The organism is Desulfosporosinus fructosivorans (assembly GCF_004766045.1).
GTDB lineage: Bacteria > Bacillota > Desulfitobacteriia > Desulfitobacteriales > Desulfitobacteriaceae > Desulfosporosinus > Desulfosporosinus fructosivorans.
In genome coordinates this window covers 291,649-305,227 of sequence record NZ_SPQQ01000007.1, presented here as the reverse complement: position 1 = coordinate 305,227, position 13,579 = coordinate 291,649, and the positions used below count along the sequence as shown (strand labels likewise).

10 protein-coding genes are annotated in these 13,579 nt (G+C 35.7%); 1 reads left to right on the top strand and 9 read right to left on the bottom strand.

The window, feature by feature from the left end:
* Positions 1-476: 476 nt before the first annotated feature.
* The 9 genes from E4K67_RS19930 to E4K67_RS19890 form a co-directional block, all read right to left on the bottom strand.
* On the bottom strand, positions 477-3,500 hold the full coding sequence (locus E4K67_RS19930; protein WP_135549911.1) for a tetratricopeptide repeat protein: 3,024 nt from the start codon (positions 3,498-3,500) through the stop codon (positions 477-479).
* 371 nt (positions 3,501-3,871) lie between these two features.
* Positions 3,872-5,518 (bottom strand): hypothetical protein, encoded by a 1,647-nt coding sequence (locus E4K67_RS19925; protein WP_135549909.1) that lies wholly within the window; start codon positions 5,516-5,518, stop codon positions 3,872-3,874.
* Between the two features lie 100 nt (positions 5,519-5,618).
* Positions 5,619-5,954, bottom strand: a complete 336-nt coding sequence (locus E4K67_RS19920; protein ID WP_135549907.1) for a hypothetical protein — start codon at positions 5,952-5,954, stop codon at positions 5,619-5,621.
* Positions 5,955-6,287: 333 nt separating this feature from the next.
* Entirely contained in the window at positions 6,288-7,526 is a 1,239-nt protein-coding gene (locus tag E4K67_RS19915; RefSeq protein ID WP_274594900.1) for an ISL3 family transposase, read from the bottom strand.
* Complete coding sequence (locus E4K67_RS19910) at positions 7,522-7,962, bottom strand: transposase family protein (protein ID WP_135549903.1); 441 nt, start codon at positions 7,960-7,962, stop codon at positions 7,522-7,524. The genes E4K67_RS19915 and E4K67_RS19910 overlap by 5 nt, the downstream gene beginning before the upstream one ends.
* Before the next feature lie 339 nt (positions 7,963-8,301).
* Positions 8,302-9,183 (bottom strand): TniQ family protein, encoded by an 882-nt coding sequence (locus E4K67_RS19905; protein ID WP_135549901.1) that lies wholly within the window; start codon positions 9,181-9,183, stop codon positions 8,302-8,304.
* A 505-nt stretch (positions 9,184-9,688) separates the two neighbouring features.
* Positions 9,689-11,056, bottom strand: a complete 1,368-nt coding sequence (locus E4K67_RS19900; protein WP_135549900.1) for a nucleotide-binding domain-containing protein — start codon at positions 11,054-11,056, stop codon at positions 9,689-9,691.
* Between the two features lie 132 nt (positions 11,057-11,188).
* Complete coding sequence (locus tag E4K67_RS19895) at positions 11,189-11,650, bottom strand: SLATT domain-containing protein (protein WP_199242599.1); 462 nt, start codon at positions 11,648-11,650, stop codon at positions 11,189-11,191.
* A 193-nt stretch (positions 11,651-11,843) separates the two neighbouring features.
* Entirely contained in the window at positions 11,844-12,173 is a 330-nt protein-coding gene (locus E4K67_RS19890; RefSeq protein WP_135549898.1) for a hypothetical protein, read from the bottom strand.
* Between the two features lie 337 nt (positions 12,174-12,510).
* On the opposite strand from E4K67_RS19890, the gene E4K67_RS19885 reads away from it, so the two are divergent.
* Positions 12,511-13,527, top strand: a complete 1,017-nt coding sequence (locus E4K67_RS19885) for a hypothetical protein (protein ID WP_135549897.1) — start codon at positions 12,511-12,513, stop codon at positions 13,525-13,527.
* Positions 13,528-13,579: the final 52 nt, after the last annotated feature.

Sequence of the window (13,579 nt, the reverse complement as noted above, 5' to 3'; positions counted from 1 at the left end):
CAGAAGGTATGCTCTGAAATTCCGGAATTGTGGCTCTCGTGGTCCGGAATAGTAGCTCATTTTGCTCCGGATTATTCACAAAATTCAACTAACTATGGAAAGAACCAGAAATTCATTGACATTCACACAATTTGGAAAATCAGTCATTAATTCATTTCCTCCTTTCATTTTATTGGTCACGGTCTGAAACTAAATTTCCCTCTCAAATGAAAAAAGCCTTGAGTCGTACAACTTGATGTACCTCAAGGCTTTTGTTATGTATCTCCGCTTAATCTCGAAGGTTTGATTGTCTAATGACTCAATCTTTGATACAAATTAATTATGCTCCTCCGCATTTCCAAAGGGGGTGCATTTGCTTTTTGAGGGGTGCATGATTATAGGGGGCATGTCAATGTGCTATTTAAAAGCGTTTTATGTGCCCAGATCAAGTTTTTACTATTGAGTTCTCATTTTTTTGGAAGTGCACATCGGCTATTTTAATACTTCAAATTGCTAAACCTTGTTAGCTCTTCTTTGACTTTTAGTGAAAGATTTACATCAATGTTTAAATCCCTAATTTGTTCCAGAACTCTTTTGTGGTCAATAGAACATTCTCCTATGTTGGATTTTGTACTAATAGCATTTACTAAATTATCTACTCCAGCTTTTATATCTCCAAGTTTTATTTGACATAACCCCAGATGGGATATTGCCCAAGACTCCCCTCTTTGGTCCTTGTATTTCTCAAAAATTTTGGCAGCCCTTTTGAGTAAATCGATTTCTAAATCATATTTTCCCTGAGCTTCATATATGATTCCCTTTCTAACTAATGCTACTGCCTGAGAGAACTCTCGTCTCTTTATAATGCAATCATTTAAGATCCTTTCACATTTTTCTTCTGCCTGCACATAATCTCCTAATTCAGTTAGAAGCATTATCTCAGTTTGTTTTACTTGATTAAGTATACCGATATGTACATTATTAAAATTAAGCTTATTTAGCTCGATATTGAATCTTTCTAATGCTTCAGGACCTTGTTCCGACTCATATAATATCTCAGCATACAATCGTATTAACGATAGTTTAAGTTCAATGCTGCTTATAGTATCTAACTTCTTTACCAGCCTGTGCATTACCTTTTTAGCACGTTCAATTTTACCAACGATTAAACAACAATGTGTAAAATTATAATCTAACCACAAGTCACGGCCAGCATTGTTGTACAATTCACAACTTACTAATCTTATGTAAAGCTCATAAAACCCAAACCTTTTAAATAATTTTGCGTTATCTACTAGTATCCTTTCTGACTTCTTATAATTTTCAGCGTATTGAAATTGCAGGCAAGCCTGAGTTAGCCATCGTAACTGTTCTTTAAAATCTTTTTGATAAAATTGATTCATAGCATTGCGATAATAATATTGTGCAAGCAACTCATGAGAATCCTTCTTCTCTTCAATTCCAATATGGCCTTTACAAAAATCGGCAAATAATCTATGTACATTCCAGCGATATAAACTGAATTTCTGGATTAAATATGTTTTTTGTAAATATTCAAAACCATGATCGGCATGATTGTTTCTAACAATATAGTTTGCGAGATTTTGATTAAAAGGTGTTTCACATAAACTTAGTACCTGCAATACCTTTAGATTTTTCTGGTCTAATGAACTCGCAATTGATGAGAACCAACTTTTTAAACGTGAATCACTTGAGAGAGAACCTTTTAACAAATTTTCCGGAATACTCCCCAGATGCTTTACTAAAATACAAAAAACTTCTATAGCTAATGGAAGAGCATTAGTTTTCTCTAGTAAGCTACTTAATAATTCATCTTTGAGATACCCTAAACCTTTGCTTGTTAAAAATTCTTTCAGCTCCGGTTTTGTAAATTCGGTCACCTGTAAACGACCAACTAATGAAGGACTTTTTAAGTTATCAACAAAAGTAGTGTTTACTAGTATAATATGTACATCCTTAGCGTATTGAACTCCTAATTCAATAAATTCTAAGAATGTTTCTTGATTGACTTTATCAAAATTGAATATAACTAAAACTTTATTCTGCAATTGAAGCTCATCTAAGAATTCCTTGCATTTTGCAAAGTAGAATTTATTTTTTAGATTAAACTCAGTGCTAAGATTTAAAAAAAATTCATCTAATGTTTCATGTGGCTGAGCATGGTATAAAAGTATATCATTAAAATTATAAACATTTATTTGCGATTTAAAATAATCTTTGATAAAACACTCTTTGCCACTACCAGAAATACCCTCAACAGTAATGACCTTAAAACTTTTTAGAAGTTCATCAAACCTCTCATATAAATTATTGCGCTTAATAATTCCACTCGTTTTTTCGATCTCAGATAGATAAAAAAACTTTTGATTAGCATTATTTGAAATATTTTCAACATCCTTGGAAATTATCATTTCATTATTCTGTACTAGATGATTTTTATCAATATCACCTAACTTTAAAGATGTTGAATCCAGTTCCTCGATAAAATTAATAATTGGCAAAGGTAATTTGTCCATAAGACGATGTTCTTTTACACCAGATTTTTTACTATCGATTGAGATAGCAAGCTTACCTTGCTGTAGAACTGCCACAACTGTATCATTCTTAGTTATAAAATGATTTATATATTTATACGCATAACGTACAGCTTTCTCGTTTTTGATATCCATTGGAGCTAAATTGACCAATAAACATACTTGAATAATTGGTCCCCTTGAAATTATTTCGGTACCTGCTTCAATCATTATTTTTGTATTATGATGCAACCACCAGAAAACTGCATTAGATGCATTAAAGGAAAAAGTCTTAACTGTTTCGATATCTACTCTGTCACTTTCTATATCAAGCTCGTCTACAAATCTCAATAAAGCTGCTATGAAACATCTCCTTTCTTGATTTAGGATTCTATGTTGATCAATTGGACATGAGGAAAATTCCTCAATGGGAATAGTTGAATGAAATCGAATAACATCAATAATATCTCCGACTATCATCCTTGGAATACTTTTAATTGCTCTGGATAGCGGGAATTCATTCTCGGATACCGCAGCCAGCTCTACCCATGCAGCACCGAGATTATTGTGATTTTTCCTTATTGCTTGTTGTTCTTGAACCGTGTAACTATTATATATTTCAGAAGCCTGGAATAAAGTATCAAATTGTGCTCCATAAATATTTATTGCTACTTCCTTAATTTCCGGCCACTTTAATACATCACACTGCATACCAATATCATGTAGATAAATACCTGCCATTAATACAAAAGTTTCTAAAGGATTAAGATAATCCGCTATGGATTTTTGACATGCAGTAAGCAGTTTAACAGTGTAGCTTATTAATCGCAGGCTATGATTAAGTCCATGATCTGTGTATTTACGAACAATTCTCTCATCAGAAGTCCATAATTGCTCTACCGAATTCCTTATTTGCGACAAACATTCAATTAAATTTTTATCGGTAATATTTTTACTTAGGGTCAGTTCTTCAGTACTAAAAGACATAATTTCATTCTCCCAGATTTAAATTAAAGTAATAATTAATATTTACTAATGATCCATAATCTATCTGTCCATATTATAATCATGATATATATTCCACATGTTCGTTGTATTTCCTTCTATATTCAAAATAAATAATTATTTTTCAATACATTTTTTCGTAAATTCCTTTCAATTTTATATTTTCAAGGACCAATCATCTATTGTTCAACATATTAATACAATTTAAAACCATAATAATAAGCTAAATATACATCCTATTGGATGCGTTTCCTTTTGGGAGATGCTTAGTTGTAAAATGTCTAAGTGTAGCATAATAAAATCGCGACTGAAGAGATGTATTTAAATTAGGAGCACTTCCGCAATCCTATTTATCACCAATAGGATTTTTTAAGGTTTTTCTGTTCTTCGTTTTTTTCATGCTCTCGCTTTCCAAGCAATTCGTCAGTTCTGGCAATTGTAGGGTCAAACCAGTCAGCCTTTTTCTTCGCCCAATCGATCCATGAAGCAGTTTTCTCATCCATGCTTATGTTTGATTCCAAACCGGTAATATAAACTCTGATTTTACAGGCCACATCATAGTCCTGTGCCAAATTTGTCAGTGCAATCGTTCGTTCAACTTCATCGTTATAGCGAATTCGTCGTTCTTCGCGTAATCTTTTCTCCTCTTCTTCTCTTTGTTGGGCCTTCTCTCTGGCTTCGCGATCGAGACGAACCACCTCAGATTCTTCATAGAGCTCTATCAACATATCGCCAAGCCTTGATTCGATAGTGACAGTGTCTGTATCTCTGAAATATCTGCTTTTACGAATGCTAATTCTTAGCCGTCCACTAAAAACATAGTCATACTTGCGGATATTGGGTTTCGAAGCCCAGGTATGATGACGTTGGGCATCTTCATAGATAAGTAATTCCTTTGCTTCTTGCCTAGTGACATTATGCTTGACTTCATCTTGGGCCTCAAACACTTCAAGATGGACACGTTCATTCCTAACCTGGAGGGAAAGATCATCATTTATAGAACCGTCTAAACTTTCAACCTGACGAAAAAGCGCATCAATTATCCGATATACACGCGGGAGAGTTTCATTTGAGATAACACCGGCTAGAAATGGCGGACGATTTGAATAGTTATAGTTACTTAAGCCTTTTTGTGTACCTTCAGGCCTCATGTTCTTTTTATTCCATTCTTTTACCATAGATCTATAGGTTATTATCTTTTTGTGAAGTTGCGCATTTTCAGCTGGTATCTTGATTTGCTGTGCAGCGAGAAGTACTTTTTCTCTCTCGTCTTCAGATAAAAATGAAAGCGGTTGCGATACTGCATTACTTGCCTTTACACCTTCAAAGGTTTTTAAACCAACTATCTCAGTGATTCCTTTTGTTTTTGGAAGCGGGGTCTTTTTAAGTTTTTCTCCCGCACGAAGCTTCGCCCAGTAACCACGAGGAGGAACTGGTACATTGAGGGATTTACAGATTTTATGTATTGCAACGTCTGACACGCCATATTTAACAGCAACATCAACAACTGGTTTTGCCCATACCTCTGCATACAATTTTTCCCGATTATAGGTGTTATACTTACCATTTACTGTACGATAAGTAAGCTGATTGTCTTTAGGGGTATCCATCACCTCAACGAACAACTGATTGCCAGTTACTACGTTTTCCTCTTCTGCTTCAACTTCAGAATCTAAGTTTTCCACAACTTTGACGTCTTTTCTCACTTCAATAACAGCAGTAGATTTAGTCGTATGTTTGGATCTTTTTGGGGCAGAGTTGGCTGGAAGCGTAACTTCAACGATTGAAGACTCTGGCAAAGGAGTGTTAGTTACGGGTTTGCCAAAATTTAGTTGGGTCCAGTATCCCGATGGTGGATATGGTATATTAGTTTCTTTGCACAGTTTTACTAATTTGGCGTAGGGCACATTATATTTCTTAGCGACACCTGACACTGAGATCTCCCATATCTCATCATACAATTGTTCTCTGGATAACTTTGTAGTTTGCTCTTCTGTCAAAGTGATTCCTCCTTTCCTTCCTTATATCTCTGGTGAGAGGAAATATTTTCGGCATTTATGTTTGAATCTACATCCAGCGAAAACGCGTACTCAAATAATTTTATATCCCTTGCTCCGCGCTTTCGCTTAATATAAAAAGCAGGTCCTTTTTCATTTCTTCAAACTGCGAAATGATTGTGTTCAGGTTCTTTTCAATGTTTTGAACCTGAACATTGGTTATCTTCCCATGCCTATATGCAATCAGCCGCTCATCAATAATATGGTAACTCCAGCTATCGGAGTAACGGTCTTCATTCTTAATAGCAAATCCGATTGGTAACAGATCATTTCTCATTCCAATGCTCACTGCCATAGGGGATATTCCCAGATAATCAGCCGCTATTTTACATGTGATTTTCGGAAAGTTTCTTACTTCTTCATCCGTGTATTTTGCCATTTGTTTCACCTCCAATCTGATTATGTTTTTTCTATTTCTCGATAGATGCATCAGCTATAACAACTTGTTTAAGGTTAATTTGTCATAAGGTAAATCGTTGCACATAAAAATTCCAAGCAATATAAATCCCTTTACCTACCAGTATTATACAATAAAATCTCCTTAACAAATAGCAAAAAAAGCCCGCAAGGTCGGCATCCCAGCCATCCCTGCGGGTTCGTTAATCTTATGCTTCAACCACCGTGCCATCCCTAAAAGTAAACCGTATATCATCGGTAGCATAGACCGTGACTTTATCTGTGAATGTCAATGAATTTCTGGTTCTTTCCATAGTTAGTTGAATTTTGGCCTTTTTTCAAGCCATAACAGTTTTTTCCTTAACAATTCAAAACTATTACGACCATACATTATCCTCTTTATCACCTTAAGCTTATTTACACTGCCTTCAGCAAGTCCATTATTGTATTCATATTTAATGGCATTTTTTACAGCTACTATATCTCTGGTTATGCCATTAATAAATGAAGTTACTTCACGAATATTTAAGCCTGAAGCCCTATGTATCCACTGTTCAATCCTCCCAACATTTTTATCGTACAACATTTGCCTGAATTCATTAACTATGTCTATGAGGTCCTTGTACCGAGGATATTGACGATTTACTCTGTCTAAACATTTGCGGTCTAGTCCTTTGACTTTCCCCAACTGTTTGTATAATAGCTTTATTAACAATTTCCGTTCTACTAATTCAGTATTTTCAGGGGCGATATTATTGGCATTGTAAGTATTCCGAATTAGCCTTTTCGAGCCTGCTGCGTAATTTCTTAGTGTAGAGGAGGATCCTTTATAACCTTCTTGACGAATTTCCGTTTCAATTGCAGTCAATGTAACGCCTTTATCAATTAACACATTTATTTCACCTAGGTATGGGTCTAAGATGCTTTTTCTCTTAACGCTATAGCTACCGTGAATAGCTGTTACATCTTCATCTAGATACCTTGTAACTGTCTGCCTAGATAATTGTAGTATTTTTGAAATTGCTCTGGCAGAAAATTTCTGCTTATGCATATCCCTAACAGTATTTATTAGTTCCTGTTTCTTTAATAATCGTTGCTCATGGGATATTTCCCTATCACTTTTTACATATCGAACACGATCTAACTTTTCTTCCAATATTAGTTTTTTCTTTGTTACAGATGCATCCGATGGTGGCCTCAAATCAACCTGAGACTTTTTAGGTACCTTAATAATTATTTTCGCTTTAAAATATTTCATAAGATATTCTTTGCAATACAATGTTAAATTTTTAAGTATATGAAATCTGTCACTTACTTGCACAGCTTTAGGATGTGCCTTTGTAATAGCATTATGGTATGTAATCGAACCGTCTCTGGAAACGACTTTAAGGTTTGGATAGGTCTTTAACCATTCTACAACATCACCGCATTCTCTAGACGGAATTAAATCAATCACTCGGTGAGTTTCGATATCAACCATGATTGTTCCATAAGATTCCCTTTTCCTAATTGCAAAGTCATCTATACAAACCATAGAAACTGATTCCTTATCAATTATTGGTGCGTCTTTTTTTTAAGAGATTGCAAATGGTACTTTTACCTACTTTTGCAATACTAGTATTTAATATAGCGGCTGCTGTGAGAGAACTTACATTCATGGATAAATTGATTATCGCCGCTTCGAGGCGTTTTGACTTCTTGCCCTTAACCGGTAGGAAGTCATAGGTTTCGGCAAAAGTAGTATGTTCACAATCCGGATTATAGCAGAGCATCTTTCTGTTGCTAAGAATTACGATTACTTTCTTATTCTGTATCGGTAAGTCTTGAAAACTTCTGTCATAATGCGAATGAGTTTTTGATGAAGGTTTTCCGCAAAAAGGACAGATAAGTTCTTCTCGTATGGACACAACTTTGATATAAATCGTATCCTCAATTATCTTATGACTGACGTACTCTAAATTTCTATCTAATAACTTAATAAATTCATCCATAGAATAGCCTCGTTTCAGCGTTTCTGACTATTCTATTATACCATAATTTACCTCAAAATTCAACTAACTATGGAAAGAACCAAAAATTCTTTGTATTCTTCAGCAATCACTTTACATTTTCCAGGAAAATATCTTTGTAAAACTTTTCTGCTATAACCGATATGTCCCGCAACCTTAAATAAAGATAATGGAGGGCCTTGTTTATCCGCTATAACGTATTCGAGATATTCCTGAACCTTTGGAAGATCTAATTTCCCCCTTGCCTTTCTTGGTTTAGCATTGAACTTTACGACATTTTGGCCTAAAATTTTTACTTCTAGGTTCTTGTTTTCATGGAGTTTATAAAAGTGGAACTCTTAAGCCTACACTTACCCTAAGAAGAACCTTTAGACTGGGTTGTGCCTCTCTGTTATACCAAACTCTTGCGCTTCTTTTTGGGAATCCTAATTCTTTAGCAAACCGATTAATACTTCCAGCAAAATCATTATCAATTATCCTTGTTATTGGACTAGAGCTTTCCCAAAAATTCTTCTCAGATTCTATTAGATGAGAAAGGAGTTGTTCAACATTTTCTGCTACTTCAAGCTGATAATCACTAGGATCAACTGATAGATCCTTATCCATGGAACCCAACCATACCCCACATATACTACAGTAACCGCAGCGGGACTTTCGACTCAGGAGCGGGATCTGTTTATGACAACTTGGACACCGTGTCATTATAAACCTCCTGTGAATATTACAAACTTCAACTTCTTGTATATTCCATATCAAAGGTTCATAAATTTCCTGGTTATTTTCTCGCCAGCTTGCAAGACACTGAGGACACCATGACTTAATAGGGCGAATTAGTTCTCTTGCAGTGACGAAGTTCTGCCATGGCAATAATGTTAAGTACCGCAGATCCTTGCGAAACGTTTGGAGTTCTAGAACACTTACTAGGTTCTGTGCCATTTTTCCAACTCCTAGAAGAGCTGAGGCTGCATCGTAATAACGACTACCGCCATCTTTCATGCTTTTTAATAAGTATTCTTTATACAATTTAGGGAATATCTCACTCTTTAGCAATGTTCCCGGAACTACCGAATGCGCCTCAGCCAAACGGCACAGATAGCTTATTAGGCTTTCAACCTTTGATGTGCCTACACCCATTGGGCTAAGGTTATATAGACGGGATATTAATATTTCTCCACAAGTCAATAACTCAGAGTTCATCTCCATAATTAACCCCTCTAGAAGTGATTCTGAGGGGGATTATAACCCATAGCAATAATGATTATTCATTTAATGAGAATACTTGCTAACTTTGAAAGGTCCTACATATAAGCATTTTTATCTGAAAAGGGCAAAAAAAAGGCCAGCAGTATTTTTTCCACTGGCATAGCTATCCTTTGTCGCATAATTCACCCTTGCCCAGATACCGAATCCGGCAACATTACTTCAGATCCACTAGGTGCTTGGTCTGCTTTATTGGTAGCGTGTGAACGGTCGGTTAAAGTTTGGGCCTTCTGAATTGGCAACAAAATTTAAATCCACAAGCCGCTAACTTTGAAACAGGTGGCTGATTTCTATGATTCATTAGAAGTAGTCCCCACACATAGATTCATGACTTACTACCCAATTACTTTTGTTAGCTTTCAGAATTCCAGATTCGTCGTGGTGCTATATAAATTCTCACTCAAGTGAGAATCGTTACTCTTGAGGGCCTAAGCGCATTATCTGTAAATTATGCTAGCCGCTCATGAAAAGGAAGCTGGGTATTTGCAATGGGTACAAGTATACGATCCCTTGCGACAACTGTTCCTCTGTGGACGATGTAACACTCTACATAATGCTCCCCCTTAAAGGACGTTTTCTCGACTTTTTCACCTTTTCCTTTATCCCTAACAATCTCTCCTCTGATAGAATCACGCCTGATAGCCTCTTCGCCGCGATTCAGTATCTTCCAATAGACCTCATAAGGAAGGTTTTCTTCACTCCTCTTGCCGATCTCTGAGAACTCATTTTTTACAATTAAAAATTTCAAGCTTTTATTTGCAAGTAGCGGCAATCGTTTGTGGAGCAATTCTTTGAGAGAATACATCATAAACCCTGGTTGTGTCACTTCACAGTCGATCTTAAGGCTATAACGAATATCTACTAGATATTTATTCTCAATAAATTCTTCGGTTTTGCGCACCTTGTATGCGAATGAACTTTTTTCAATTTTGCATTCTGAAACGGGCTCTAAATTTGGAAATGATTGTCCAAATATTTCTTCTAGAACATTGTATAGTCCTTCACTATCCTCTGCTAAATCCTTTATCTTATCATAAGCAGACTTGGCTTTTGAGACAAACTTTCCTTTCTTGTTATATATTCTCTGTTTACTACCCAGGGCAAACCAGCATGTTTGATCCGCGTTCCGTGTTTTAAGGTAATAGAACAGGTCTTTAAACAGGTTGAGGTAGTCACTGAATGTTGCTTCCTTATGTTCTTTATATTCATCAAAAAAGTTGTAAACAAGAGTGTCAATCAGCAAACCCCCAAACTTAAAACCCCAATTATTCTTCCATGCCCTAATGATATTGCATACTTTACCGTAGTGCCCGTCTGTCTCCTCATTGATTTTGATGCTTACTTCTATTTCAGGGAATGGATCTGTCTTCTTCCAAGTTCCGTCGTTGTTCGAGTCGGGAAAGTCGAATGCTCCGTCTGAACGCTCAAATGAAGGGCACACTTCAATCGCATAGTTAATACTGTCGAAGCTTACGACAACAACCTGTCCGTCTCCCCTTACAATGGTTCTAGGATATGTTTTCTTTATTTCAGCTTTTACAGCTTGTAATAATTTCGACTGGCCATTCCCCTCATGCTTATCGTATTGTTGCTTGATTTCTTTCGGTAAAACAAATAGCATGTCCAAATCGCTAACGCCCTTGATTGCCGTTTCTCGACCTAATGAACCAACTATGAACCCATGATTCTGGTCATTTTCGCTTTCCCAAAACGAACTATTTAGCCGTTTAGTGATTCTCCTAAAACGACCATGTATATCTTCAAGGTTATCAATCTCCAGCAGACTAGCATAGTCTTCAAATGCCTGGGCTAACATATTACGGACACCTCACTCCTATAATAAATTATTCAATAATAACGTTAAGACAGTAATTGCTAATATAGCAATTACTAATGATAAAGGAATCTTGTCTCGCCATGTAAAATGTTTTTGCTCATCTATCCACTCCTATTGCGTTTGAAAGAAGAATTTATAATGGGCGTACCAATCACTCATTGTTATTTGTTTGGAAATGCTTATATTGTAATAATCGTCCAAGATATTTTGCATTTCGCCTTCCTCACCGGTGAAATCATCCGACGAAGAACTTATAACCCTGTAATAGATAGCTCGGAGACGATTGTGTAAGATAATTAATCGATTTCCGACTTCTTTGTATTGTTCCTTCTGGGAATTGTACATGCTGATAGTTAAAGCAATAATACTAACAATAATTAAACCTAAGGACACTTCTTTACAATATTTGTAGTCAGGGGCATAGAGTTGCCAGACACCAATAATTAGTACTACAAGTGCAAAAAAGTTAGGTATTTTTTCCACTATGTCATACGTAGCAAAGTGCTTCCTTGCACCAAAGGACACGTTATATCCATTTTCGGCCAAGCATCTTAGCAAATTGTTTTTATCCACATAGCTGCCTCCAATATTAAGAATATCTTGAACGTTCATCTAGGTAACTCTAAACATGTAGCCCAGCGACTCTAACTGGAGTTGCGCAGGAAGATCCCTAAGATTCTCCCTGCTGCTCGCTCGGCTTTTACGATTGCCTAATCCGAATCAATTATGTTTGTGTATAATGGGCAAACTGTCAATTTTTATTTTCCTATTGATTCTTCGGCTTTTCTTGACCCCAGGGGGTTTCGGCATTTCCCTCAACGATGCTCCTAAACATTTCAACCATTTCTAATTTTGACATACCTTTAACTTCTGCATCTGCTTTTACTTTTGCTACTCTTTGAAAAGCTTTTTCTACTTCTTCGGGAGTCATATTAAACTCACTAGCTGCTTCCTGAAGAACTAACTTATCGTGTTTTGAAGGTAAATATGCTCCGTCCCTATTTATATGAAACTCCCACCTGCTGTCACAAAAATCATGTACATTTCCATCTGCACTATTAACCATATTTAACATTAAAATTCCAACTTTCTTCATTTAAATTTGTTCTATACTTTCATTATAAGCTTGTATATATTTAGCAGAATAAATCTGACGACCTGTCGATGTTGCTGGATATCGCATGATTCATCCCACAATCTGGACTTCTATTTCGTAGTATTATCAATGGCATCTCCTCCCTTTCTCGTAAGTTAGTCAATAACTCGAAGACAAGATTGCCCTCGGCTCCATCGACTACTTCCATAGTATATCACGCACTTTACACAATGTAAAATATATTGTAAAATATTTTACATAAACAATTTTTAATAAATCATTTGTAATTATATAAATTACGTGTTAAAATAAGCCGCATAAAGGAGTGTTCATTTATATGCTCAAAGTGAGATTAACGGAAGAACTTAGTAACGCATTAAAAAATACCCGTAATGACAAAAATGTCAAAGCTGCAGACGTAGCAACGCAGATAGGTAAGAGCCTCGCTTTCATTAGCAAGCTAGAAAACAATATGGCTGAATACGTTGAGCTAGATATTATTATTGAAATATTCCAATTTCTTATTGGCAAAGATGAAAACCTTGAGGATTACATCAACCCTTTACTTGAAAAGGCCTCAATGGAACTTACCCCGGAAGAAATAAAAAAGCAACAATGGATGAGAGTATTTGATATGGTATATAGGAGAATTCCAATTCCGGTCTCTTTAATATCATTTCTAAACGACGAGCTGGAAAAGTTGAACCTAACTCCTGAACAAGTCGTTTTAGAGATGAATAAAAATCAGGAGCTGGATGACAGAAATCTATCAAATAAAAACAAAAATTCACTCATATTTAGCAAAAATAAGGAAGACTCATATGCTTATATAATATTTGATCTCAAAGAGAACCTTCTTGCTAATATACTTGACGGAAAAGTAAGAACGATCAACTACATTACAATGGACGGGATAGTACGCACCCTCAACAAAATTAACGGGCTTTCTGTTGATGACGCTACTCATAAAGCTACCTCGATTTTAAATAGCCATAAGTTTTATAGTTTATATGAAAAGAAAAAATTACTCAGAATAAATAAACGCCAAGAAGATATAGATGCCGTTCTTACAGATTTTGATAAGGCAAATCGTGAAACAGTAAATTCTATAATGAAGAATATAATGATGCTAAGTGAATGGAACATCGATTATGCTAACAAAAAGTTGAAGAATTTAGACGATAGCTTCAACACTGATCCCCCATTCATTATGGCGATAATTGGAAGCGAATTTTTCAAACTGAAGAATGTCAAAAAGGAAAATAAGAAACAATTTATTTCTGAGCTTAATAAGCTAATCGACAAATTTTCGAATATTACTCCTGACCCTGAGGAAGATTTTGAAATCTATTAGGATCTATCAATTTTCTAATCTCTATGAGAATAGTCAAAGGCACAACATCATT

Bases quoted from the DNA above. Each gene is read 5' to 3' on its own strand.
- E4K67_RS19930 (WP_135549911.1), bottom strand. From the start codon at position 3,500: ATGTCTTTTAGTACTGAAGAACTGACCCTAAGTAAAAATATTACCGAT.
- E4K67_RS19920 (WP_135549907.1), bottom strand. From the start codon at position 5,954: ATGGCAAAATACACGGATGAAGAAGTAAGAAACTTTCCGAAAATCACA.
- E4K67_RS19910 (WP_135549903.1), bottom strand. From the start codon at position 7,962: ATGGATGAATTTATTAAGTTATTAGATAGAAATTTAGAGTACGTCAGT.
- E4K67_RS19905 (WP_135549901.1), bottom strand. From the start codon at position 9,183: ATGGAGATGAACTCTGAGTTATTGACTTGTGGAGAAATATTAATATCC.
- E4K67_RS19900 (WP_135549900.1), bottom strand. From the start codon at position 11,056: ATGTTAGCCCAGGCATTTGAAGACTATGCTAGTCTGCTGGAGATTGAT.
- E4K67_RS19890 (WP_135549898.1), bottom strand. From the start codon at position 12,173: ATGAAGAAAGTTGGAATTTTAATGTTAAATATGGTTAATAGTGCAGAT.
- E4K67_RS19885 (WP_135549897.1), top strand. From the start codon at position 12,511: ATGCTCAAAGTGAGATTAACGGAAGAACTTAGTAACGCATTAAAAAAT.